Source organism: Pseudomonas sp. MDT1-16 (genome assembly GCF_054898115.1).
On sequence record NZ_CM142717.1, the window covers coordinates 4,563,258 to 4,590,003 of the forward strand.

12 protein-coding genes and 1 pseudogene are annotated in these 26,746 nt (G+C 57.0%); 6 read left to right on the forward strand and 7 right to left on the reverse strand.

Annotation, left to right across the window (positions count from 1 at the left end; all coding sequences use genetic code 11):
* Positions 1-118: 118 nt before the first annotated feature.
* The 3 genes from ACYZT3_RS20910 to ACYZT3_RS20920 all read left to right on the forward strand — a co-directional run bounded on the left by ACYZT3_RS20910 (position 119) and on the right by ACYZT3_RS20920 (position 2,188).
* On the forward strand, positions 119-307 hold the full coding sequence (locus tag ACYZT3_RS20910; RefSeq protein WP_017337097.1) for a hypothetical protein: 189 nt from the start codon (positions 119-121) through the stop codon (positions 305-307).
* Positions 308-524: 217 nt separating this feature from the next.
* Entirely contained in the window at positions 525-1,241 is a 717-nt protein-coding gene (locus ACYZT3_RS20915; RefSeq protein ID WP_282380793.1) for a TorF family putative porin, read from the forward strand.
* Between the two features lie 80 nt (positions 1,242-1,321).
* Positions 1,322-2,188: a DUF6279 family lipoprotein gene (locus ACYZT3_RS20920; protein ID WP_282380796.1), complete on the forward strand. Its 867-nt coding sequence runs from the start codon at positions 1,322-1,324 to the stop codon at positions 2,186-2,188.
* Positions 2,189-2,320: 132 nt separating this feature from the next.
* Here the strand turns inward: ACYZT3_RS20920 and ACYZT3_RS20925 are convergent, their stop codons facing one another.
* The gene (locus tag ACYZT3_RS20925) at positions 2,321-2,710 is read right to left on the reverse strand and encodes a transcriptional regulator (RefSeq protein WP_282380798.1); all 390 of its coding nucleotides are present in this window, start codon (positions 2,708-2,710) and stop codon (positions 2,321-2,323) included.
* 177 nt (positions 2,711-2,887) lie between these two features.
* On the opposite strand from ACYZT3_RS20925, the gene ACYZT3_RS20930 reads away from it, so the two are divergent.
* Together ACYZT3_RS20930 and ACYZT3_RS20935 are read left to right on the forward strand one after the other, a co-directional pair.
* A complete protein-coding gene (locus ACYZT3_RS20930) occupies positions 2,888-3,622 on the forward strand; it encodes a DUF899 domain-containing protein (protein WP_462030612.1) in 735 nt (244 codons plus the stop codon).
* Positions 3,623-3,959: 337 nt separating this feature from the next.
* The gene (locus tag ACYZT3_RS20935) at positions 3,960-4,232 is read left to right on the forward strand and encodes a hypothetical protein (RefSeq protein WP_008076699.1); all 273 of its coding nucleotides are present in this window, start codon (positions 3,960-3,962) and stop codon (positions 4,230-4,232) included.
* A 71-nt stretch (positions 4,233-4,303) separates the two neighbouring features.
* Here the strand turns inward: ACYZT3_RS20935 and ACYZT3_RS20940 are convergent, their stop codons facing one another.
* The 4 genes from ACYZT3_RS20940 to ACYZT3_RS20955 all read right to left on the reverse strand — a co-directional run bounded on the left by ACYZT3_RS20940 (position 4,304) and on the right by ACYZT3_RS20955 (position 13,083).
* Complete coding sequence (locus tag ACYZT3_RS20940) at positions 4,304-4,858, reverse strand: hypothetical protein (protein ID WP_462030613.1); 555 nt, start codon at positions 4,856-4,858, stop codon at positions 4,304-4,306.
* A gap of 184 nt (positions 4,859-5,042) precedes the next feature.
* Entirely contained in the window at positions 5,043-5,513 is a 471-nt protein-coding gene (locus tag ACYZT3_RS20945) for a hypothetical protein (protein ID WP_462030614.1), read from the reverse strand.
* Complete coding sequence (locus tag ACYZT3_RS20950) at positions 5,510-6,235, reverse strand: hypothetical protein (protein WP_462030615.1); 726 nt, start codon at positions 6,233-6,235, stop codon at positions 5,510-5,512. Before ACYZT3_RS20950 ends, ACYZT3_RS20945 begins: the two co-directional genes overlap by 4 nt.
* A complete protein-coding gene (locus ACYZT3_RS20955; protein WP_462030616.1) occupies positions 6,232-13,083 on the reverse strand; it encodes a DUF637 domain-containing protein in 6,852 nt (2,283 codons plus the stop codon). Before ACYZT3_RS20955 ends, ACYZT3_RS20950 begins: the two co-directional genes overlap by 4 nt.
* Between ACYZT3_RS20955 and ACYZT3_RS20960 the strand changes: the two are divergent.
* A pseudogene (locus ACYZT3_RS20960) lies at positions 13,061-13,264 on the forward strand (transposase); the annotation flags it as partial. The gene ACYZT3_RS20955 and the pseudogene ACYZT3_RS20960 sit on opposite strands and share 23 nt — an antisense overlap.
* Before the next feature lie 46 nt (positions 13,265-13,310).
* Here the strand turns inward: ACYZT3_RS20960 and ACYZT3_RS20965 are convergent.
* On the reverse strand, positions 13,311-13,733 hold the full coding sequence (locus ACYZT3_RS20965; protein ID WP_282377296.1) for a hypothetical protein: 423 nt from the start codon (positions 13,731-13,733) through the stop codon (positions 13,311-13,313).
* 4 nt (positions 13,734-13,737) lie between these two features.
* A complete protein-coding gene (locus tag ACYZT3_RS20970) occupies positions 13,738-26,529 on the reverse strand; it encodes a hemagglutinin repeat-containing protein (RefSeq protein WP_462030617.1) in 12,792 nt (4,263 codons plus the stop codon).
* Between the last annotated feature and the right edge of the window lie 217 nt (positions 26,530-26,746).

Sequence of the window (26,746 nt, forward strand, 5' to 3'; positions counted from 1 at the left end):
AGAATACTAACTTGCGATAGATGCTTCATCTGCCTTGTGTATTTCGGGGGGATATTTGCCAAGCAATTGTCAAGTATTTCCTGTACGATACCTGGCCAAGTTAATTTTCTATAGGTTAATGGCCGCCATGCGTGTAAAAGCATCCAACAGCAAAGCAAAGCCAGCTCCAGCCGTTGAAACCAGCGAATCGATCAACAACCAGATTGCTGCGTTCCTCAAGTCCGGCGGCGAGATCCAGCAAATTGCCAAAGGCGTTAGCGGCCAGACGTTCGGCCCGTCCAAGCAGATCACCCTGGGTAAGAAGTAACTTCCCAAGATCCGCCGCGTCACCTGGTCCCTAAGCGCTTTGAGCTTCGAAGCGCTTGGACTGGAACCCCCCTCGCAACACCCCGCCAAGCACATCAATATTTCAAAAATCGACGAACGGCCTTCGATGCCGAGCATTCGCCGGTATGCTTGCACACGTCTAGATCAAGCGTTTCAGTAGGTTTTTGTTCCTGCCCCTCGCTGTCATGGAGTGACGCATGCTCAAACCCTCCTATTTATTGCTCGGCACCCTGCTGTCGTGTTCGGTCGCCCATGCGCAAATTTTTCAGCGTGAACTGGGCGACTTCGATCTTAAACTCGGCACCACCCCCAGCCGCAGCATGGCCCAGGGGCTGGTCAAACCTGCCAGCACCGGTTCGTTCCACGGTGGTCTCGACCTGAGTCACGGCAGCGGTTTTTACGTGGGCCAATGGGCACCGAGCATGGGTTTAACGCCAGGGGCCAACCTTGAAGTCGACTACTACATGGGCTTTAAACAGCCTTTCGATAGTACCCTCGGGTACGAAGTCGGCATGATCCGTTACAGCTACCCGAAAGTGGACACCCTCGACAGCCAAGAGCTTTTCGGTGGACTGACCTTTCTGGGCAGCCGTTTTGGCGCAGCGTTCAGCAACGACCCGGACAAACAGAACAGCACCGTGTTCGCCGACCTCGGTGGCAATCAGCCGTTCGGCATCGGGATCAGCATGAAATACACCACCCACCAGCTCAACACGCCGGTGTCCGTCGACGGTGGAAATGTAGGCAATTTCACCGACTGGTCAGTGCAACTTTCTCGGCCGTTCATGGGCGTCGATCTGGACCTGATCTACAGTGACTCCAGCTTGAGCGGCAGCAGCTGCTCCGCCTATTCCGGGCGCAACAGCCAATGCGACGGGCTGGTCACCCTCAAGGCCGAACGCGCCTTTTATTGATCGGCTGAACTGCCAGGATCATTCTGCGCTCACATAGAGAAGCCAATTAAAGAAACCAGACCTTCGCAAAGGATTCGCCCATGTCGCGCTGGTTGAAGTATCTCGCCCTCGTTATCACCCTCAGTTTCGTGCTCGGTGCGTGCAGCCGCGTGGGCTTGGCCTATCGCAATCTCGATGTGATCATTCCCTGGACGCTCAGCGATTACCTGAACATGCACGGGGAGCAGAAAGAATGGTTCGACGAGCGCCTCAAAGAGCACCTGAGCTGGCATTGCACCACGCAACTGCCGGGCTATCTCGACTGGCTGGACCGCTTACAGGTCATGGTCGAGACCAACAAGGTCACCGACGTTGCGCTGCAAACCCGCACTCAGGAAGCCAAAGCCGCCATCGCCCAGACCGCCCGGGAAATCACCCCGTCGGCCATTGAGCTGTTACAGGGGCTGGATGACAAGCAAGTCGCAGAGATGAACGACTCCTTCGCCAAGGACCAGAAGAAACGCCAGGAGCGTTACCTCAAACCGTCCCTCGATCAACAGATCAAGGGACGTGGCCAGCGCATGGAAAAACGCCTGAATGACTGGCTCGGCCCGCTCAGCGCAACCCAGCAGCTACGCGTTGTCGCGTGGTCAAACGGCTTGGGTGACCAAAATACGCAATGGATCGCCAACCGAGTCCATTGGCAGAAGCAGTTCAGTGCAGCGGTTGCGCAGCGCCAGAGTCCAGAATTCCCACAGCGTATCGAGACGCTTCTGGTCAATCGCGAGAGCTTGTGGACGCCCGCTTATCGCCAGGCCTTCGCCAACACCGAAGCCCAGGCACGGGGACTGTTTGTAGATTTGATGGCCGAAAGCACACCGGAACAGCGCCAGCAGTTGCTGAAAAAAATAGAAGGGGTGCGCAAAGACTTCAATGATTTGAAGTGCCTGAAAGCCGCGAAGGGTTAAGTCGTCAACATCAATCCAGTAATGTGGGAGCGGGCTTGCTCGCGAAAGCGCTTTAACATTCAACTTTTTTGTCGACTGTTACAACGCTTTCGCGAGCAAGCCCGCTCCCACATCTATGGTTATCGGGGATCTTCAGGCAATCTGCGCCTTCGACGCCACCCCATCAAACGTCGCCTCATCCAGCGCATCTTCCTGCTCATCCAACACCTGCCGCGGATGGTTATTGCCCGGAATACTGCTGTCGATCAGGCTCAATAAACTCGAGCCTCGAGGCGTCAAAATGTAGTTCGATCCCGTGCCACCCTGTTCCTCTGGTCGAGGCTCGATATAACCGCGCGCCAACAGTAACTTTTCATACTCACCGGCCACCGTTTTCAGGTGATCCAGATTTTCAGTCTGCTCGCCTTCCGAAGCTTTCTCCGCCACGTACTGCTCGGCATACGGTCGCGGCGTAAAACTGGCCTCACCGTGTTGCACTTCGTGCAGCAAGCGTTCAATCAAATCCCAGTTGTAAGTGGTCATCCTGATTCAACCTCCAAAGCCTGTGAGTGAGATGGCCTTCTTAAGTTGTGACCGGCGCGGCTCGAAGCCGTTCAGCCAAGGTTTTTGCCTGTACCGACCGGTGGCATGTCGAATTGGGCTTAGGCCAAACGACTAGGCTGTGTAAGTCACCTCCCAGCACCCCGCAGGAGAATCCCAATGAACATTCAGAATCATCCCGTCGTCTCCCGAGAAGAATGGCTCGCCGCCCGTAAGCAACACTTGGCCCACGAAAAAGCCTTCACCAAAGAACGCGACAAACTCAGCGCCGAACGCCGCGCCCTGCCCTGGGTGAAAATCGACAAGGACTACCATTTTCAGGGCCCTAACGGCGAACTGAAACTGGCTGACCTGTTCGGCGGCCGTAGCCAGTTGGTCATTTACCACTTCATGTTTGGCACAGGCTGGGACGAAGGCTGCTCCGGCTGCTCGTTCCTGTCTGACCACATCGACGGCGCCAACCAACACCTGGCCCATCATGACGTCGCCGTGGTGGCGGTTTCCCACGCACCGTTCGTCGAATTCCAGGCCTTCAAACGACGCATGGGCTGGAAATTCGATTGGGTGTCGTCAGAAGGCTGCGACTTCAACTACGACTTCGGCGTCTCGGCCCGAGCAGAAGACGTCGCCGCCGGTAAAGCCACCTACAACTACGAAAAATCCGACGGCACCGAAGAAGAACTCCCCGGCCTCAGCGTGTTTTATCGCAACGAAGCGGGCGAGATTTTTCACACCTACTCCACCTATGCCCGAGGTCTGGACATGTTGGTCGGGGCCTATAACTACCTGGATCTCACACCCAAGGGGCGCAATGAAGAGGAAATCATGGAGTGGGTAAGGCATCACGACCGGTACGAAGACAAGGCAGCGGCCAGTTGCTGCCACGGGGAGTAAGGCCCGTTCTCACTGGGTCCCGGGTTAGCCACAGTCCCAGTGAACACCACAAATCCCCTGTGGAAGTGGGCTTGCCCGCGAAGACTGACTAACATTCAACATGGATATCGACTGATACACCGCTTTCGCGAGCGAGCTCCCACAGGAGGTAAGTGGTGCTGTGAAAATTGCATTCAGACGTCCGACTGCAACAGAGTAAATACCCTACACAAAGCTCAGAACCAGCCCCCTGTAATGATTGAAGGATGAGGACTATAGTCAGCCCGTCGCCCAAAAGGTGACCGGGTTTGGCGACCTGATCACAGAGAGTCCTTTTTAATTGCGAGAGACTCCAGCTATGGATAGATACATGCCCCTCACCGGAATCGACCTGATCCCGGCCTCTCTGCTTATTGATACCCAAGCGCCACTCGACGTCCTGCAAGCAATGGCGGATTACCGCATCCGCACCGTCACTCAGGTGCTGGAGAACATCGCCTTTCGTGCCGAGATTGGTTGTGACACGGTGGTGCTTTCTGACTTTTCCAAACTGCTGGCCATCCCGTTGCGCGATGGTTGTGATTTGATGGATGTGATTGGCAGACGGTTGCGGGCGCAGGCTGCGGAGTGAATGCAAAACGGGCGACCTATGGGTCGCCCGTTTCACATTGCGCATTCAGCCAAAATTGCCCCATCGCGCCTTCACTTCGGAACGATGATTGGAATGATCATCGGCGTCGCAGGTGCAGGCGGGTTCATCATGCCTTCGCTTTTCACCACGAGAACACCCTTGCGTTTAATCGTTTCGAACAAACGCTCAGTGGCTGCAGTATCGACATACCCGCCCTCGTCAATGGAGGCACTCAGTGCTATCTGACGTCGCTCCTCTGTCAACTGAAGCTGGTTCGTTCGCAAGAATGAATAAAGGGATATTTTTTTGAGCATCGACAAATCAACGTGCACGATCTCCACATACTTCAGCACCTTGGCGTCCCATCCTTGCACATAAAGCCCATTCGCCGTCAGCGCATAGGTGCAGAAGTAGTAAGTACCAGTGTTCGAACCGGGCGTAGCAATAATCAGCGAGCAACGTCCGTGCTGGAGAATGGGATCACTCAACGCCGGATAGTCTTTCACGATTTGTTCAGGGAACTGCGCTCGATCGTAGTAAATCGTCGCCTTGTCGTAGGGAGTGGTGTTGCAGCCTGACAGCAGCGCTGCCAAGCTCAATAGGAGCCAACAACCAAAAAAACGCATCGAGCACTCCTTATCGAACAAATAAAATCAAGTTAACTGGTGATCTAAGTGACCTTATTATTCACGGCCATCCCCTGCAAAAAATCTCTCAGATTTTTATGGATAGTTAAACCTGTAGAAACAATGTCGGACAGACCACGCTAAAATCAACGATTCAATGCTATCCCAACACACCCTACCACATCTAATCTTCGACATAACCTTCCTCAGGCAAAAAGAAATGGGCCGTTAACCAACAGGTAGCCATCGATGCGACGAACAGTATCAGAAGCTCAACGACATAGTCTGAGTACTGAGCCCCCTTAATATTTTGCACCACATTTGAAATAAACAACAATACCCACGATGTTGCTATACAACTTCCCAAAAAGGAAACCACCATACAGTTACGCGGTGTTTTCTTGACTTTAATTAATGCAATCGCCAATGCGTAACCCAGAAACGGCAGAAAGAAAGCTAACTGTATGAGAAGAGGGGTCAAAAACGGCATTAACAGCAATTCAGCGCCCCTCACCGAACCCAACAATTTTGGATTACTCACCAACTCGGCGAGCACTGCTACTGTTCTGATAATTCCGGCAATGAATCCAAGTACTAGCGGACAAAGAAAAAAAGCCAGAAAAACTTTACGACGTGGATAAATGACTCTACTCATGGCACACAACCTTGACTCTTAGAGTGCCCCAGTAATTTGCAACCAAATTCCACCCGAGATTTATAGTCCAAAATAGACACCCCACCATTGGCACCAACAATGGAGTCGGGCCAAATTGAAGTATCAGTAGCTAGCCTTCCAATATTCTGAAAAATATGGTGCTCCTCCAAAAATCTTTCATGAATTGACTGCAGTAAAGACTGCTCGGTCTTTAATTGATTTATATCCCAAGCAACAGGATCAGTACTGACTTTATTGAATAGACCCTTGAAGTTATCGAACCCGCCGTTGATCAGTGCATCACCAGCCGCTGTACGCCAGCTATATACTGGAGCCAACAACCAACCCAGACCAAAGGTTATGTAAGATGCATTTCCATCTGCACCTAACCCATTCAATGGCGCCCTAGAAACGGCCTCCGCACCCCAGAACCACTTGGCCCCTATCCCAAGTTGTTGTTCATAGAGATTACTGGCTCCAAAAAAATTTGCTCGATTGTCGATAGTATTCAGATAGGTAACCAACCGGTCGGACGCACCTTCCGTACTATAGAGATAGTTAAAGGTACTTTGCGATGTGCGAGAAACATCACTGTGCATGATATTCCATGCATCCTGCATGGCGATGTACTTTATCGCAGCGTTCACCGCCGTCCGGCAGCCATCACTTTGAGGAGCTTTATCACACATGCTACGCATTTCAGAATCCAGAAACTCACTCATTTTCTCAGCCTTCGCGATCGCCGCGTCTTTCTGCTGCTGAGTGGAGCAAGTCTGCCCGACAGGCAATTATCGACCTCATCAAATGCCTGGTGAGTCAGGTAGTTGTACTGCGTTGCATTCGCCGCCACCGCAGCGCCCACCCCGACATCGCCCCCGGAAGCTGCTGCGCCTAGCACACCGACAATTTGCGACAGCGCAAGGAGGTTGGCCTGGGCCTGGTTGTATTCCGCAGAGCCCGGGACAAGGTTCGAAGGCAAGAGCTTGTCACCGAGCAATCCGACCAGTATCTCGTTAGCGCCACCCGCCAGCGCTCCGGTGCGGAAATCACCGCCCATCGCTTCAGCCAGCAAACCACCCAGGCCCGCATGCAAGAGGATTTTTGCCAAACCGCCTTCTGGCAGGTTGAGATCGCCAATTTCCCCAGCCCCGACAGCGCCACCGATACTTGCGGCCGCGCTGACAGCCGAACTGGCCAGATTGTCCTTCAGGCTTCCGCCGTAAACAGCCGTTTTGATCAGAGCATCGGCGGTGACCTTGACCGCCACAATCTGCATGCTCTTGGCATCCAGCCCCAGTGCGCCCGGATTGTAATTGAGCCCTTGCATCACGCCGGCTGTCGCGGCGGCTGTCACATAGCCTTTGATACTGTCTTTCGAGGTAACGTCTTTGATGACCTTGCCAAGATTGCCCCGGTTGTCGATGGTGCTGACAGTGGCCTTTGTCGCGGCACTCACCGCGACCGCCTGCAACATCGTGTTCATGCCGGCCATCATCGGCCCCATGACGGCAGCCAACGCAATCGCAATGATCAATTGCGATGCTGGCCCTAATCCCGAGTTGCTGTACTTGAACGACTCATGGATTTCCTTGACCTGCCTCCAGTCCACATCGTCGCGTGCTTCAGCTTGTTTGAGCCAAGCCAATTGCGGATCAGCCTGGACCATCGCATCGATGGTCTGGCTGACACTCTTCTGGTCAATATGCTTGAGATCGATTTGCAGGCCTTCGACGGCTTTGATCGTGATGTTGCCTTTGGCAATCATCTGGGTCTGGCGCAGTGTCTCGTCGGTATTGCCCTTGCCTTTCGATGAGGTCCAGAAGGCATCGCCATCACTCTTGGTGTGGCTCTCGTCATGCAGGTCCTTCACCCCTTCAAAAACAATCACCCCGCCACTGTCCAACGTGATGTCCTTGCCACTCTCCAGCTTCGCCACCTGATAGCGCTGATCGCCCTCGCTGATCAGCGTCAGGTTGCCCCCGGTCTTGATCTCGCTGCCCACATGGGTGATCTGCGTGACTTCATCACGCTGGGTTTTCTCGGCGCCCCAACCGCCCTTCTCCTTCATGTCATACAGCGTGTAATCCTTGTTCTGCGCCGCCAGCAGATTCAGGTCATTACCCGCGTACACATACGCCTCGTTCCCCGCGCTGATTTTGCTCGCGATCAGCGTCGTGTCCCTACCGGAGCTGGTTTTGACATTGCCGCCAGCACTGAACTCAGCCGCTTTCTGAACGGTGTGGTTGTCCTCTTCGTGGATGCGTTTTTTGCCGTCCTTGCTGCGGGTTTCGACGTTGTGTTCGTCGCCGGCCGAGGCCAGGGTGAGGTCGCGCCCGGCGTCGGCGGTGAGGTTGCCTTCGGCCTTGGCCGTGCTGGCGATGACGTTGATGTCGCGGCCGGCGTTAAGGGTCAGGTTGCCGCCGGCGGTGACGCTGGAGGCCAGGTTTTCCACGGTGGTGGTGATGGTGGAGCGATGGCCGCCGTCTGCCAGTTCGTGGATTTCGCTTTCGTTGCGCGTGGCCAGCAGGTTGAGGTCGCGGGTGGCGCTCAGGCTGGCGTCGCCGCCGCTGCTGATGGCCGCTGAGTTGGTCAGGTCGCGGGCGGATTTGATGGTCAGTGTGTCGCGGGCGCTGATGCTGCCGCCCTCATCGACCAGGGTGCGCATGCCGGAGCCTGCACCCACGGCGATGGCGGTGCGGTCATTGACGATGTCGCCCTTGAGGGTGGCGAGGCTGACCTGATTGCCGCGAATTTCGCCGGCCAGGGCGTTGCGGATACTGTCCGTGGCCATGAGGCTCAGGCGCTCTTTGGCTTCGACCAGACCGCCCTGATAGAGGCTGCCTTTGACGTCGGCGGACAGGTTGTGGGTGCCGCGCAGGGTGCCGACGTTGACCAGGTCGTTGCCGGCGATCAGGGTCAGGTCGCGGCCCTGGATCAGACTGCCGCCGCGCACGTTGCGCGATTCGGCTTGCGCCAGATACAGCACCGGCACCAGCACTTTCTGGCCATCGACGATGCGCTCTTCCATCCACACGATGTCGTGGGTCAGGGCCGCGACCTGCTCGGACGTCAGTCTTACGCCCACGGACAGGTTCAACGCGGTTTTGCTGGTCAGGGCGTTGTCCATCAGATAACGGAATTGCTCGTTATCGTCGTTCAGCCCGTTGGCGAGAAAGCGTTGGCCAGTTTTGGCCAGCACCGCATCGCTGATCAAACGGGATTCATAACGACCGTCACCGAGGCGCCGCGCGGCTTCATCGGCGCTGAAGTTGAGCTTGCCCAGCAGGTAATCGGAACTCATGAACGGCGCCGACTGAGTCAGCTCCGGGTTGGTTTCGATCAGGTAACGGCTTTGCGGATTGCGACTCTGCACGAACATTCCGTACGGCCCTTGGGGCAGCCGGAAGGTCGAAGACGCCGTCGGGTCCACGGCGGCAAACGGCACACCCCGGAAGTCGACCGGGACGAAGCGGACTTGCTTCACGCCATCGGCATCCACGCGTTCGATGCGCGTGATGTCCTTGGGCACCTGGGCGCTGGCGTCGGTGCTGCGTTTGCCCAGGTTGATGTTGATACCGCCGACCGAGGCCGTCTGCTCGCTGCTCAGCGAACCGGTCAGTTGGCCGTAGGTGTTCTCGTAAAGCGTGCCGTTCTGGATGTTGTTGGTGACGTTCAGTCTTACGTTGCCACCGGCTTGCAATACGGCGGCGTAAACGGTGTTGCCGTTTTCATTCCAGGTGGTGACGTCGCTCTGCACGGCGAATCGGTCGTCACTCGAACGGTCGCTGAGTTCCTTGAAACGCACTTCATCGAAATTACCTGCCGCGGTCGCCGCATTGAACGCCGGAACATCGATGTACTCCATCTTGTCCCAGAGGCTGTTGTCGATACGACCGGGAGTACCGATGGTCACGACGCGGTGGCCCGAACGTGACGCGGCACCCTGGTTGAGCAGGCTGTCGGCGGTCAGGTCGAGGTTGCCGTTGGCCGCCATCAGGCTGTAACGGTTTTCGACCTGATTGGCGTGGACGGTGAAGTTTTTGCCGGCCACCAACCGCGAAGCGCGAGAGTCCTTGAGTACGGTGTCGTTGAACTCAGTGATGAGGGTGATCTTGCCGCGTTTCCAGCCGTCGCTACCATCGCAGTGCTGGCCGCATTTCCACTTCAGGCTGCCGGAAGATTGCCCGGACGTCAGTTCGAATTCGGATTTGGCGTTCACCAGCGACGCGACGTTGATGTCGATGTCGCCTTCGCTTTCGACAGTGGCCGACAGGTTGCTGAACGAGGCCGCACGGCCGCCATTCAGGGCACTGAAGGTCAGGTTGCCGCGGCTGTAGATGTCGCCGTAATAGTTGCTCAGGCTGTTGCCGTGCAACTCCATTGCACCGCCGCTGAACAACAGGGTATCGGCGCCGTTACTGATGCCGTTGGCCGCGTTGAAAGTGACCTTGCCTTGAGCGCCGAGGGTGCCTTTGTTATCGATCCGAGCCGCCGTCACCGTCAGGTTTTGATTGGCGATCAGGCGGCCGAGGTTGTCGAGGGTGCCGCGCAGGGTCAGTTCGGTGTCGCCGCCACTGACCAGACGCCCGTCGCGCTGGATCAGATCGTTGGCGCCGATGGTCAATTTTTGCTTGGCTGAGACTCGGCCGCTGTTGAGCAGATTGCCGCCCAGGCTCAGCGACAGGTTGCCGTCACTGAGCAGTTCACCGGCGTTGTTCAGGTTGGCGACATTCAGGCTCAGCGCCGAAGCGCTGGCGATACGGTCACCGGCAATGAGGGTCAGGTCTTGCGCGCTGGTGTAGGTCAGGCCGCCATTGAGCTGCCAGGTGCCCACCCCATTGACGGCGCCAATGTCCCAGCTGCCATTGCCCAGACCGGTGAGGCTGCCCTGGCTGCCGGTCAGGTTATTCAGGTCGAGGTCGAATAGACCTTGCGCCGCGTGACGTACGCGGCCACTGAGGTTATTGAGCTGAACGCCGCTGAGGGTCAGGTTCTGGCTGCCGATCTCGATGACGCCGTTCTGGTTGTTCAGGTTGCCGGTCAGTTTGATCTGACTGGACGCGCCCCCGAGCGCGCGGACCTGGCCACCGGCGCTGTTATTCAACTGGCCGCTGATGAGTTTCAGGTCGGTGGCCGACTCGATCAACCCGCCCTGATTGAGAATCTGGCTGACGGCTTCGAGCCCCAGCAGGGTGCCGCTGATTTCACCGCCGGCGTTGTCCAGGCTTGAACCATCGAAGATGACCTGGTCTTTGGCAAACAACTTGCCAGCGCGGTTGGTCAGGCGAGTGACCGTCAACTTCAGGTCGCCCAGCAGACTGGACATCAGCCCGGCCTTACCGTTGACGGCGCTGTTGTCGAGGTCGGCGGCGGTGATGTCCAGGCTGTCGGCCTGAAGGGTCCCGCCCTGGTTCTGCAGGCTGCCCTGGCCCAGCGCCAGTTCCCCGTGGCTGCCGTTGGCGAGGATCACACCTTGCTGGTTCTGCAGGCTTGTGCCGACGATTTTCAGGCCATCGCTGCCGGCGATGATCTGGCCTTCGTTGCGGTTGTCGACGGCCGTGCTGCTGATGTCCAGACGCTTGCCGCGCAAAGTGCCGCCACGGTTGTCGAGCTGGGTGAGCTGTTCAAGCAGCAGGCGCTGATCAGCGGCGTCGACCACGCCGGTGACGTTGCTGAAAACACCGGCGACTTTCAGTTCGAGGGTGCCATCGCTGCTGACGATGCCGCCCTTGTCGTTGTTGCTCAGTTGCCTCGCGGTGACGTCAACGGTTTTACCGAGCAGGACGCCGGCACTGTTGTCGACCGTGTCACTCTCGATCCGCAGACCGGCTTCGCTTTGAATCCGGCCCTTGAGGTTGAGCAACTGTGACTGACCGGGAGCCGTTTGCTTGAGGATCAACCGTGCGCCGTCAACGCCGGCCGCCAACAGGCCTTTATCGCTGTTGTCGAGGCTGGCGGCTTGCAGGTCCAGACGATCACCCATGATCCGCCCGCCACGGTTGTCGATGCGCCCGCCTTCGGCGACCAACAACACTTGCTGACCGGCCACGACACCTTGGCGGTTGTCCAGGCTCGCGGCCTGAATGTCCACGTCCCCGTGGGTGGCCTGCAAACGACCCAGGGCATTGTTCAGGTGTTGAGTGACGATCAGCATGAGCGTGCCGGTCTCGGCGCTTAAGGTGCCGTGGGTGTTCTGTGTGAGATGGTCGAGTGTCGTATGGACGGTGCCGCCCAGCAGCTTGCCCTCGGTGTTATCCAGGTCACGGCCAACAACTTTGAGGCCCGCGGTGCCCTGAATCAGCCCCTGAGTGTTGTCCAGATCCTGGGTACCCAGAACACTGTCTTCGGACGAGATCGTGCCCTGCGTGTTGTCGAGTTTGCCGCGGCTGGTCAGCTCGAGGGTTTTGCCCGTCAGGCTGGCGTTGCGGTTGTTGATGCTCTGGGCGGTGACGCTCAGTCGGGTCGAGGCCTGCACCTTGCCGTCGTGGTTATCGAGGTCTTCGTCGAGGGTCAGGTCCAGTGCACCACCCTCGGCGCTGATCACGCCTTTTTGGCTGTTATCCAGGCGGGTGGCGTTGACGGTCACTTTATCGGCGACCAGCGTGCCGCCCTGGTTGAGCAGTTCGCCGCCGGACAACGACAGGGCTGTCTGCGCCTGAATTTTTCCTTTGCCGTTGTCCAGACGCTCGCTGGCCGTGACTTTGGCGTTGGTCTGATTGGCCGCGATCAAACCGTTGGTGTTGTCGAGTTGACGGGTGTCGAGGTCCAGGCGCCCGGCAATCATTTTGCCGTCGCCATTCTTCAACTCCCGAGCTTTGAGCGTCAGGCTGCCGCCGGCGATTTCGATGCGGCCCTGGCGGTTGTCCAGGCTGTCGAGGGTCAGGGTCGCCGCCTGGCCATCGGCGAAGCGGATCAGACCGTTGAGGTTGACAATGGCCGGGGCGTTGAACGCCAGACTGCCTTCGCCGAAGATCCGCGCATTGAGCCCCTGGTTGAGCAATCGAGCGGCGTTGAGCGTGACGTTGCGTCCCTGAATGATGCCGTTCTGGTTATCGAGCGCACCACTGACCTGCGCGTTCAAGGAACGGCTGGCCAACAGGCTGCCGCTGTTGCTCAGGGCCTGGCTGTTGAGGGCAAGATCACCGCTGGCGTTGCGGCTATTGTCGGCATTGACCCCGGCTTCGATGACACCGAGGTTGTTCAGTTTGCCGCCGCTACTCAGACGCACCGTGTCCCTGGCGGCGAGGCTTTGACGGTTGACCAGGTCTTCGGCGGTCTGCACGGCCAATTGCGTTCCGGCGTACACCGGTCCGTGGGCATCGAGGCTTCTGGCTTTGATGTCGACGACATTACTGGCGGTAGCTTTGACCATGCTCAGGTGGCCGTTGACGTCGATTTGAATATCCCCGCCACTGGCCGCCAGGTTGCCATCGAGTTTCACCCCGACCCCGGCTTCGGTGCCCACCAGTTTGATCGCCCCGGCGTACATGCCACCCAAGGCCGAGGAGTCGATAGCCAATTGCGGCTTGGCGCTGCCGTCGTCGGCGCAGCGCGGGACCAACGAGAACACCAACAGCCTTGTCCGCCGGTTTTTGCCGAAGGGAACCGACCTGTCCAAGCACAGCCAAGAGGAGCTGGATAAGTTTGCGTATATGCTGACCATCCGACCACGCAAGCGATTTAACTGGCAGTGCCCGATCGAGGTACTCACTCAGCTAATTGGATTGCAACATGAGGCTCCTCTTCAACTCAATAGGCGTGTTGCACTCAGCTGCTGCAACCGCCCCCTATGTAATTTCAAATTGGCTGCTCATCTGAAAAAACCACATACACAGCCTCAACCAAAGCGTCATCTTCACGTATATCTGGAACGTAAAAACGCAACCCTAACCTATTTAAATAATAACCTGAAGAGTTGAACTCAAGGACTTCTCCAGCCCGCTCAAGAAAACTCTGCACCTCATGCGAGCCAACACCTACCAAACGTTGTGAACCCCAGAAAAAATTGCTCCACTTCAGAAATTCCACGCCTTCAATATTGTGATTTTCAAGATAATAAACGTGCAAGCCGAGATCATCATAGGCGTCTGTAGGGACTATAGAATCTTCCACCTTGAAAAACTCTTCAAAGTTTTCGCCTAAAATCGTTCTCACACGATCCCTACTCATCCCGGCTTTAATTAAACCAAGATCTCCGAAGCTCAGCAATTCAAAATTCATATACTTATCTCTTGAAATCTTCAGGATTCAGCTTTGAGGCATAGTCCAACATCTGTTTTATCGCCCCATCGTATTTATCGCCAAATTTGCTTCTTATATCTCGAATATCCATATCGATAGCTTCCATCAGTTTGCCTTGTCTGAGGAGCTCCTCCTGTTTCTCCCTATATGCCACAGCCTTGGCCGAATTACCATGGCTCGCTGTTCTTGCATGATCGGCTGGTGTCATTTTTATTGCTGGACCATTCTTGGTGCTTATTGGGGCGCCGTCATAGCATCCCTTTGCGGGGCAGTGGTGCGAATCAAATCCATCATTCTTAGGTTTAGTGGTATCTCTATGAGGTCCACCTAAAATTTCAGACGGATTTTTTTTCAAAACTTCGATAGCCCTTCCACCAGCCCTATCGTGACTCGGGGTCGCCATCCCTATCAGGATCGAGGCCATGAGCGACCCACCGCCCAATCGCCAAGCATCCAGGTCAACATCCTCATTAAGCTTTTTACCCTCAATACCTTCAGCGATCTTGCGTCCGACAATACCTTGCAGATCACTTTGAAGCTGGTTCAAAGACTGTACCAAGGACGTTTCGCCTAGGACCTTTTGAGTGGCATACAAAATCATGCCCTTCGGGCCCTGCGCAGCAGCAAGAATAAGCTCGACAGCCTGAACCTTGTCGGGATTGGCCTTCAGGTATTTGTTAATGTCAGAAACACGATCAAGGGCAAGCTTGGAGTTGGTAATGGCAGGGCCTTTGATAACGATGTTCTTCTCGACAATGTTCTTGTCGGCCAGATCATCCTTAACCGCGGCTATCGTTTCCGACTGATACTTGGATAGGTCATTGAGCTGTTTTAGCTGAGCCAGGACCTGACTTTGAAAGGCCGGATCTTCCAACATCACCCGAGCATCTTTCCTGCTGTAACCCGCCTCCACTAAAGCGGATAGGGCCTGTTCGGCAACTTCTTGCCCGCCCGCTGCGATCGCGCCTTGCCCAGCACCTTCATGTTGGATTCGATCAATCTGATTACCGATAACCAAAGCCAACGCATTAAAGTTTGCTTTGGCGGTATCGCTGTAATTAATAGCGCTATTATTCCAACCATCCACGGTATCGATCGGATGCATTACCGCATCAATCGAGGTACTGCTGACATACAGATCCGTCCGATGCTCCTCATCCCGAGTTACTTCGTATGCCTTGTTCACATCGCGATTGAGCCCGGCCGTTGAGTCCTGTCCGGTAGCCTTGTCATGACGCACGACAATTTCGCCCGCGCCCACTGTGGCGTTCAGCGTCTGCTCACGATCCTTGGTGTAGTTGTAACCCTCCACCGCCCAACTGTTCTTATCCGGGGCTTCCATGCCTTTGTTGGGTTTGTCGGCTTGGGAGCCACCCTCCGCGCCGTAGCTACCACTGACATTCAGGTAGTAACCGTGCTCGTTGTCCTTGCCGGTGATATTGCGGAAACCCAGGGTATCGGTATCCAGCTTGAGATTGCCATTGTCGGCGGTCAGTACTGCGCCATCCAGCTGCGTGTGGCCTTCGGTGCGGATATCGACTTTGTTTTTACCGCTGATCACCGTCTGGTTTTCAACCCAGTTGGTCTGGCCAGTGGTTTTGCCATACCCGACCGAACCACTGACACCGTAAAACGAACCAGTGATGCTCAGGTCCAGTTCTTGCCCACGCACTTTGCCGGTATCAGGCACCGAGCTCACAGTGAGATTGCGACCCACATCACCAATCACTTCATCACCACGCAATGTGGCGCCAGCGATGTTGGTGTCACGGCCACTTTCGAAGTTGAGGTTATTGCCTGCGTACAGGTAGGCTTCCTGTTGTTTTACGCCTTCACGGTTGAGATCGCCGATACCGATATTGGCGGAGCCATAGATACCAAACCCGTCTTTACCGAGGATGATGCCGCCCTCTGCTCCCCAGCTGCGGCGGTCGTTTTCACTGCTGTAAGCATTTTGCGTGGACAGCACGTTCAGGTCGTTGCCAGCCTTGAGTTTGATATCCCGTTCGGCAGTCACCTGAGTCGCGATCAGCGTCAGATCGTTTTTCGCGTCCAGATTGATGCTGCCACCGGCGTTCAGTTGCGTCGCTGTAGAGGTGCCTTGGCTCGACTCTCCCTTATTGCCAGCATTACTGATACCAACGCCCAGTTTGAAGCCGCCGGTGGTGCCACCCTTGAGGCCGCCCTTGCTTTGGGTCTGAGTGTCTTCGCTGTTTTCGGCACCGTGTGCCACATCAAAAGTGATGTTGCGCCCTGTGACATTGATGTCTCGCCCGGCATCGAACTGGCTTCCTTTCACGTTGACATTTTCAGCCTCTAGCGTGATATCACCACCGGCCGACAGGCTGGATGGACGATGTGTCACGGAGGTCTGGGTTTGGGCCTGGCTGGTGCTTGAGCTGCCAATGTGCCCGTCGAACTTCGGCCCGCTGAAAAACTGATCCAGGGCATCAACCGACTTCAGAACGCTGGAACCCTTGCTGACCCCATCCTCACCTTTGCCTGTGCCTTTAAGGCTATCAACGGTGTTGCCAAAGTTGTAAGCGACAGTCGTGGTGCTGCCAGTACGTTTCACGCTGTCACGGGTGGTGACTACGTTGGCTTCTTCCGCCGCATCGATATTGATATTGCGACCGGCTTTGAGCTTTATATTGTTTTCGGCTTCAAGGTCGGACCCTTGCTGGTTGATATCGCGGCCAGCCGTTACCTTGAGGTTCATACCGGCATCAATGGAGCTGCCCGCCGCCGTATAACCGCTGCTATCCACCCCATGCTTGATGGTTTCATTACCGACAAACGTGGTGTACCCGTTGTTATCGACGGTTTGCTTGAGGCCGGTGCTTTTATCGGTTTCCCAACTGTTGCTGCGCTGTTGATCGGTGGAGGCGAGGACGTTGACATCACGCCCGGCATCCAGCTTCGCGTTGTTACCGGTGCTGATGCCGCTGCCGATGATATTGATGTCACGGGCCGCATTCAGAATCGCGTCATTTCCGGCGTTGACCTGGCTGCCAACACTGTTGGAACTGACGACCTCGCGCCCCTCTTTGTGTGACGAGTTGACAGTAATATCACCCCCGAAACTTGGCGTGCCGACCGCCCAGCCGATAGCGTCCTTGAGCGTCAGGCCCAGCTTTTTCTTGTACTCCTCGGCGCGGCTGTAGGTCAGATCATCGGAGGACGACAGCGTGATGTCACCGGTTTTGTCCACCAGCCCGGCGTGCAGTTCGGCATCATTTTCGGCATTGACTTCACTGGCGTTCAACCGCACATCGCGCCCCGCCAGAATGACCGCATCGTGGCCAGCATCCAGTTCACTACCGATGTGGGTGACGGTGGTCTGCAGTTGGCTCTTGCCGCTGCTCGACATGCCGAATAGACCGGTCTTGGTCTTCTTGCTGTAGTCGCCGGTTTCTTCGGTGGCTGAGAGCACTGCGACATCGTTGGTCGCACCGACCACCAAATCATTACCGGCCTTCAGCTGACTGCCGATGATCGTGACGTTACGCCCACCATCGAGGCTGACCGCGCCGTCTTCATCCTTGGTGGCGTTGACGGTCAGGTCATTCCCCGCCTCAATCACCGAGGCGACGTTTGTGCTGTCGTAGCTTTCTTTCTGAGTGGTGCTACTGCGGCCGAACGACCCTTTTTTCTTTTTGTAATAGTAAGACGAACTTTCGTCTTTGGCCGAAGCGACGGTGATGTCTTGCACGGCATCTAGATCAATGTTCTCCGAAGCTTTGATCCGGCTGGCGATGATCCCCAGATCGTTGCCCGCATTAAGGGCAATGTCTCGACCAGCGTTCAGCACGGAAGCCTGCTGAGTAGTGCTGTGGGTTTCCTGCGCGCGCTTTTTGCTGCGCGATACGTAATCGCTCTCGTTGGCGGCCGAGGTGATAATTATGTCATTGCCTGCATTGACCCCGATATCACGCTTGGCGTCCAGACGACTGGCAACAATGGCGACGTCACGATCAGCGCTGATCGACAGATCCCGGCCAGACGTCACTTCAGCAGCATGCTGGGTAATGGTCTGGTTGAGAAAATGGCTGCCACGCGCATTGGTGCTGCGATCCTGGACTGAGGTGATGTTGACGTCTCGAGTCGCACTAAGATCGAGGTCACGCCCACTCTGCAACACACCGCCAATGTTGTTGATGTCACGACCCGCATTGATACTCAGATCGTTGGCCGCCTCGATCCGCGCCGCGTTATCGAGATAATCGCGATGCTGCAGACTTCCACCCCGACGGACATCAACACCGGTCACGTCACGCTGGTTGATCACATCACCATTGGTTGCCGTCAGACTGACGTCGCGACCGGAGATGATCCCGCCCGATTTGTTGACGATGTTGTTGCCCGCCTTCAGCGTCAGGCGATCACCCGCCTCGATCAAGCCGGTGTTGGTGAGGTCGTTGCCGGCCTCGGCGGAAAGGTTGTTAGTGGCGCGCAGGGTGCCGGCATTGTTCAGGTCCTGGCCGGCGATCAGGGTCACGTCGCCGCCCTGGATCAATGCGCCATTGGGTGCCAGACGATTGTTGGCCTGGGCCAGATAGAGCACCGGCACCAAGACTTTTTCACCGTTCACTACGTGCTCTTCGAGCCAGACGATGTCGTGGGTCAGGGCAGCGACTTGCTGGGCGGTAAGCGTCACGCCCATGGACAGGTTGAGCTGGACCTTGCTGGCGATGGCGTTGTTCATCAGGTACTTGAACATCGCTTCGTCAGAGGTCTGACCGTCGAGGAAGCGCTGGCCGGTGCGTGCGACGATCGATTGCTGGACCAGGCGTTGCTCAAACAAACCATCGCCCAGGCGTTTGGCGCTGGTGTCCGGGTCGTAGCCGAGGTTCGCCAACAGGTAGTCCGAACTCATGAACTGCTTGAGGTTGGTCAGTACCGGGTTGGTTTCGATCAGGTACTTGTGCGGGTTGGAGCGCACGCTGGTGTCAGGCAGTCCCTGCACACGTGGCACATTGAAGGACGGGCTCCCGGGCAACAGCACACCGACCGGACCGTCACCGGCGGCGGCATTGACGTTGACCTGAGCGGCCTTGTCGTTGAGATTCACCGACGGGCGACTGGCCAGGGTCAGCTCGCGATTTTTGACCGAGACCGGGTCGTTCTTGTCGAACTGGAATTCGGTGGCTTGCCTGACAGGCATGCCGTCCGAGCGCTGCGTGTTACCGGCCGTAACGGAACCAATAGTCCAGCTCTGTCCGGGTAGGATCGTCTGCTCGGTGCCGCCTTTACCGCTAAGGCGGAACAGGCCGTTGTCACCGGTCGGCAGGGTGAAACCAGGAAGTGTCAGCGGGTTGACCTGTTGCTGGGCCAAGTCCGGTGGTAGCTGAGCATTGATTCGAATAACCGGAATCGTAGCTCCCCGGTTTACACCTGTATCCGGAGAATTCTTCGCTACGCCTGTAAACGCCGTATAGGCCTGAAGGCTGCCATTTTTAAGGGTTGTTTTGGCGTTAACTTCCAGCGCTTGCCCTGCCTGAACAATTGACGGTGCCCCGCCCTTGCTGGTGAAGACAGTATCGCCACCCTTGAAGTCGTAGCCGAATATTCTTGCAGGCACGGCAACCTCGGCGCCGATCCCAAAGTCTGGATTCAAGGTCGTGGTGGTCTGACTGCTTCGCGGTATAGTGCCTGGACCGCAGCCCTGCCAATCCTGGCCGTAACAAACATAATCTGAGTACTGGTGAATATATTTGGAGTTTCTGCGAGCGTAGGCCGTGATTGGACCCGTGTCTTCATCAACCAGCCCCATCAAATCACGTACCCGGGCGTTATAGATGAGAGTCTTCGTATAACTTCCCGAATCCAGTGCCGTGTTATCAAACGACCCCACGTCAAGTTTGATATTTTTCCCCGCAGAAATCACCGAGGCAAAGTTAGTGAACTCACCTACCGTCGCATTTATATTGCCTGCGACAGAGATGACGGAGCTTTCCCCAGTAGTGGTCGACTCGGACTCATAGTGCTCTTCAATATAGTAGTTAACCCACTTACATTCTCCGCCCTGGCACGCGTAGGTTATATCTCCCGAGACCAGCTTCTCTTTTCCCAGCACACCCTCAGTCTTATTAAGAAAGACATTAGCCGCCAATGTTAAATCGCCGTCGATCGTAATCGTCGATGCCAGATTTCTTACATTATTGGCTTGACCACCATTGACTCCAGCAATATTGAGGTTGGCGAGGCTGAACAGGGAACCGTTCTGATTGGTGAAATCATTCACCAACAAACTCATATCTTTCCCGCTAAAAATCAACCCGCGCTCATTGAGCAAGGTCGGCGTTTTTATCGTCAGGTTCTGCCCACTGCCCAGCGTGCCAAAATTACTTACACCGCCCGCCTGGACTTGCATATTTGCGCTTGAGGTCAAGCGACCGTGGTTGTTCAACTGCCCGCCAACATCGATCCGGGCATCGCCACCGCTGGCGATTGTCGACGCCGTGCTCAAATTTAATTGCCCTGCGGTCAGGCCAAGATTACCCAGGCTGCTTACCCGACCATCGCCCTTATACCCCCCGGTCAACTGCAAATCCAGGCTGCCATCACTGGCAATCAACCCATCGTTGGTCCAGTTCACGCCTCGGCCTTCGAGGTGGTTCGACGCCAGCAATTGACCGCTTACGGTTTGCGCGAAGTTGTTGACGTTGACCGTCAGACGTCCGGCCTGAATAACGCCGCTGTTGGTCCAACTGTCCGCATTGAGGGTCAGGCCGCCACGAGTCACCAGCGCCCCCCCGGCATTCATGACATTGGCCGTCGAAATATCGAACTCACCCACGCCCACATGAGTCACGGTACCGCCAGCGTTCAGGAAGCTAGGTGTGGCGAGGGTCAGGTCAGTGTTGGCCGTTTCCAGCAGACCATTGCGGTTATCGAACAGGCTGCCGATCTGGAAGTTGGTTTTCCCGCTGATACCCAGCGCACGCAGTTTGCCCGTCTGGTTATCGAGGCTGGCGGCACGCACTGCGAGGGTGCCGGCGCTTTCAATCAGGCCGCCGCGGTTGGTGAGGTTGCTATCGAGAACGACGTCGATACCATCGCCACTGATCTTGCCGGCGTTGTTGTTCAGTGTGCCGCCAATAACCTTGACCTGGCCTTTGGCGTAAATCCCTCCGTTGCTGTTATCGATAGCAGCGCCGCCCGCGTTGAGCAGAATGTCGCCCGTGTTGGCGGCAATGCGCCCGCCATCGCTGTAGATTCCGCCCAAGGCCTGAAGGTCGAGGCGATTGCCTTCGATCTTGCCGCCCTGGCCGTTGCGCAATACACCCGTCAGGCGGGTCTGCAGCAAACCTTTGAGGCTCGACAGCACACCGGCGCGGCTGTCGAGGCTGGCGGCGGTGATGTTCAGCTCACCGTTCTGGGCGATGACCTTGCCGCCCTGGTTGTCGATGGCGCCGCCCTTCACGTCCAGGGTCAATGCACCCTGGCTTTGCAGCGCGCCGCCGGCATTGTTGAGAGAGGCCGCTTTGAAATTAACACCGGCATCACGGCTGTAGATCAGACCATCGGCACTGTTACGAACACTACCGGTGGCGGTGAGGTCGAGTTGTCCATTGGCGGAAACGGTGCCGTGCTGGCTATTGTTCAAATCGCCGGTCAACAGAGTTAACAGGCTTTGACTAAGCAACTGGCCGCCTTGGTTGTCGATGCTGCCGGAACGCTTGATCACCAGCGGGCCGGTGCTGCCGAGCGCGCCGTTGGTGTTGGTCAGCGCACCGAGCAAGTCGAGGGTGACGCTGTCGTTGCCGACCAGGCTGCCGTTGCTGTTATCCAGGCTTGTGCCCGTGAACGTCAGGGCTTTTTTGCCAGTGATTTTCCCGGCGTTGTTGTTCAGGCTCGACGCATTGATGTCCAGGGTGTCGCCACTTTCGATCAGGCCGCCCGCGGAGTTATTGATCGGGCCTTGGGTCATCGTCAGGGTTTGCTTGCCATTACTGCTGACAACGCCATTGCTGTTGTCGAGGCTGGCAGCGGTGATGGTCACGTTGCCGTTGCCACCCATACCGCCCTTGCCGGTATTGATCAACGCGCCGCTGAGGTTGATGTCCAGATTACCGAACTGACTGGAGACTGCGCCTGCCTGACTGTTATCGAGACTGCCGCCCGTCACGGCCAGTTTGTTCCAGCCGGAAACCAGACCGCCCTGGTTGTTCAGGCTGGCAGCGTTGAGCGTCAACTGATCGTTGCTGATCAGATTGCCGCCACGGTTATCCAGTTGGTTGCCGCTCAGGCTGAAGCTGTGGACGCTGGAGATTTCGCCTTTCTGATTATTCAGGTCGCGCAGGTGAGCGATGCTCAACACGCCTTTGGTGTTGATCAGGCCGTCCTGGTTATTCAGGTCGGCCGATACGGTGCCCAGATCGATACTGATGCCGGTGCCACCGAACAGGTTACCGCCCAGGTTGTTCAAGCCGTTGCTGTTGAGAGTGAGTTGCCCGGTCGCTTTGATCAGGCCTTTGGTCAGGTCCTGGTTCTGGTTGCTCAGCAGACCGTCGACGGTGATTTGCAGGTCGCCATCGCTGAGCATTTTGCCGGCGCTGGTATCGAGGCTCGCGGCACGAACCTGCAAGGTAGCGGCGGCGATTTTGCCTTTGACCGAGGTCAGCGCATTGTCGATTTGCAGGGTAAGTTTCTGGTTGCTGAGCAGTTGGCCGTCGCTGTTGTCCAGTTGCTTGGCCGCCAGTAAGAAGGCCTCTTCGCTGGAGATTTCGCCGTTGCGGCTGTTCACGTTGGCAAGGTTTTTCAGCAGCAATTGGCCCGGTGCGCTGATGAAACCGTCCTGGTTATTCAACGCCCCGCCGTGCAGATCGAGGCTCAAAGTACCTTTGCTGAACAGCCTGCCACCCTGCTGATCAAGACCTGTGATGTTAGCTATCAGCCCGGTGGCCGCGTTGAGGCTGCCCCCGGTATTGGTGACTTGCCCGGCGCTCAGGTCCAGACGATCGCCTGCGTAAATCGTTCCTTGGTTGCTGTTATTGAGCGCGCCGGTGCTGATGCTGGAGTTGCCTTTGCTGCTGATCGCACCTTTTTGCTGGTTATCCAGGCTGGTGCTAGTGAGGGTCAGTGTGGTGTCGGTCAGCAGCTTGCCGCCTTGGTTGCTGACTGCGCCTTTGCTATCGATTGTGAGCGCCTTGGCGCTGGAAATCGTGCCGCCGTTGTTGCTCAGGCTCTGGGCATTGATCGCCAATTTACCCTCGCTGACGAGGCTGCCCTGATTGTTGTCCAGATCCGAAGTGAGGTTCACCGTGAGGTTGTTCAGCGTGGTAATCCGACCATTGTTTTCCAGGGTTTGCCCGGTTAGCGTCAACCCGGCGTCGCCGGACAGCAGCCCTTTGTTGCGGTTGATGACCTTGTCTACGGTCAGTGCAAGGTTGCCACCGGCCAGAATGTAACCGGCGTCGCTGTTGTCGAGTTGTTGGCCAATCAGCGTCACATCGGCCTTGCTCGACAACTCGCCGCTTCGGTTATCGAGGTTGTCGACGGTCAGTTTCAGCGCTTTTGTCGCCCCTACCAAACCCTCCAGACGGTTATCGAGACTGGTGGCTTTCACGGTCAGGCCGTCATCGGCGATGACCACACCGGCCTGGTTATCGAAGGCATCGGTGACCGTCAGATCAACCTCGCCACGACCACGGATTTCACCGTTGTTGTTATTCAGGCTCGCACTGCGACTGGCGAGGCCGGCAGACTTGATCAGGCCATGGATGTTGCTCAGTGCGCGGTCGATGACGAGGGTGAGTTTTTCATTGCTCAGCAGTTTGCCGTCATCGTTATTCAGGCTTTGGGCGTTAATGCTGTAGGCCTTGGCCCCGGAGATTTCGCCGCTGCCGTTGTTCACCTCGTTGAGGTTTTTCAACAGCAACAGACCGGGTGTGTGAAGGTTGCCGCGCTGGTTGTTCAACAGGCCCTTGTTCAGGTCCAGGGACAGGTCGCCGTTACTGAACAGCTCGCCGCCGTCCTGATCCAGACTGGTAACCGAAGCGTTGAGTCGTTGCTGACTGCCAATCTGCCCGGCCGAGTTGTTCAGGTGTTTGGCCGTGAGGTCGAGGGTGCCGTCAGTTGCCAGACTGCCGCCCTTGCTATTGTTGAATTCACCGGTTGTGACGGTCGATGCGGCTTTGGCGCTGATCAGGCCTTTGTCGCTGTTGTCGAGGCTGGCGCTGGCCAGCGTCAGACCTTTTTGCGAGCCGATCAAACCGCCCTGGTTTTGCAGGGCTGCCGCTACGTTGAGCGACATGGCTTCGAGGCTCGACAGGTTGCCCAGTCGGTTGTCCAGGCTGCCGCCGTTGAGCAGCAGTGTGCCTTCGCTGCTGATCAGACCTTGCTGGTTGTTCTTGATGCCGTCGAAGGTCAACGCCAGGTTGTTCTGGCTGACGATCTTGCCGCCCGAGTTGTCGAGGCCGACGCCACTGAGCGTACTCGCGCCTTTGCTGAAAATCTGGCCGGCGGTCTGGTTGATGATCTGATCGACCTTGAGCGCCAGGGTCGTGTCGGACAGCACTTTGCCGCCGTCGCTGTTGTTCAGGCTCGTGCCGTTGATGTGCAGGTCGGTCTGACTGGACAGCGAACCGCTGCGGTTGTCGATCTGATCGACGTTGACTGTCAGTGTTTTGAGGGACGCGACCAGACCGCCTTTTCGGTTGTCCAGCGACTTGCCGGTCAACTTCAGGTTGCCCTCGGCAATCAGCTCGCCAGCCTGCTGGCTCAAGGCATCGATATTGGCTTCGATATCACCCTTACCGGAGATTCGGCCGCCATCGTTGGCGACGTCTTTGGCCTTGAGGGTCAGAGGACCGGTGGCTGTGAGCAGGCCGCCATTGCGGTTGTCCAGTTTGCTGCCATCGAAGGTCAACGCGGCCTTGCTTTCCAGCCGGCCCTTGTCACGGTTATCCAGTTCGGTGACTTGCAGTTTCACCGCCTGATCGGCACGAATCACGCCGTTGCGGTTGTCGGTGTTATTACTGCTGACGTTTAGGGTGTTCAGGCCGGAAATCTTGCCGTTCCGATTGTCCAGGCGCGTGGCTTGCATATCCATCGCGCCGTTGGCCTGGATCAGCCCTTTGCTCTGGTTGTTCAGCAGGCCGCTGACTCGAGTGGTCAGTTGGCCTGCGCTGCTCAGTTTTCCTTGCTGACTGTTGTCGAGGTTTTGCGCGCGGACGATCAGGGCTAGTTGCGCCCCCAGCGTGCCGCCGATGTTGTTGATGCCGCCGCTGGCGGTGATGTCCAGCAGGCGCCCGGCTGTCACCAGTCCGGCGACGTTATCCAGTGTGGTCACGCTCAGCGTTATGTCGGCCAAACTGCTGAGTTCACCGTTGCTGTTGCTCAGTCGGCCAATGTTCGAAGAGAGATTGCCGGTGCTATTGATCACGCCTTTCGAGTTGAGTACCTGATTGGCATTGAGGTTCAACGTGCTGTTGCTCAGCACTCGCCCATTGCTTTGATTGTCCAGGGTCGCGGCGGTGATGTGGGTGCTTTGCCCGCTCAGCGTGCCGCCCTGGTTGCTCAAGGTCTGTGCGGTGTTGATGGTGAGAGTGCGGCTGGCGACCAGGCTTTTGCCGGTGTTGTTGAGATTCTGCGCGCTGAGGCTCACATCGCCGTTCGCGTTGCGGCTGCCGTCGGCGTTGACCCCGGCCTCGATGACGCCGCTGTTGTTCAACTGACCGCCGGCGCTCAGCACAATGCTGTCGCGGGCGGCGAGAGATTGTTGGTTGCTCAGGTTGCCTTGGGTTTGCACGTTTAGCGCGGTGCCGGCATAGACCGGGCCGCGCGCATCGAGGCTGGCGGCTTTGACATTGACCGCGCCGTTAGTCGCCGAGGTGTCGACCAGGCTCAAGTGGCCGTTGGCATCGAGCTGAATATCACCGCCACTGGCGATCAGTTTGCCGTCGAGTTTCACGCCGACGCCCTGCTCGGTGCCGACCAGTTTGATCGCCCCGGCGTACATGCCGCCCAGGGCCGAGGAGTCGATGGCCAATTGCGGTTTGGCACTGCCGTCATCGGCGCGAGCGGTGGCATTGAGGCTCTGCGCATTGACGTCGTTGCGACCGGCGACAATCGTCAGGTTCTTCGCCTGAATCTCGGCATTGATCTTCGCGCTGCGGGTGATGATTTCGAAGCGGTCGACGTTGTTGGCGTTCAGTCCGGCGCCGTCGATGGAGACGCTGCCCTGATCGACCTGGAAGCGATCCAGACGACCGCCGCCGTCGAGCACGGGTTTGCCGGTGGTCAATGTCACGCGCTGGGTGTTGATAAACCCGCACCCGTTGCAGCTGATGCCGTAAGGGTTGGCGACGATCACGCGGGCTGACTGCCCCGCCACTTCGGTGTAACCGCGCAACTGGCTCGGGCTGCCGCCGACCACTTCGTTGAGGATGGTTTGTGCCGCGACCCGGTTGGTCATGTTGGGGTTGCCGATGATGATGCCGCCCAACTGCGTCGCGCCGGTTTGCGCGGCGACGTTGTTGAGGATCACACCCTGTGCGCCGACGTTGTAATCGTGAAACTGGTTATGCGACAAGCCGCTGCCATTGGGCGTGGCGATGTTGACGATCGGCACGCCATTGCCTGCCTGACCGAGACTGGTGCCCGGCGTCGCCACGACGATGCCCTCGGCCTGGGCCCACATCGGCTGCCAGAACATGACGTTGGCCAACAGGAACGCCAATCCGCGCTTGGGCATACCCCAGAAGTATTCACGGGTTTTCACCACCGCTGAAGGCTGGCGAGCGAGGAAGGCGTAGTGGCGAACGTCCATGTCAAAGATCTCATTTCGCCGGAGCGATGGTTGAGGACAAAAATCGAAGGCAAAGCGATCCCGACACTGCCAGCACGATGGGTGCTCGCAGCGGGTCGGGTTTCATATGGGGATAAATGCGCGCCCGGTCAGGACGTCCAGGGGCATGGTGCACTGTCCTTCGCGACGGCAGGCGTCAGGACTGTTCGATCCCTCGAAATGACAAAGTGATATCAAT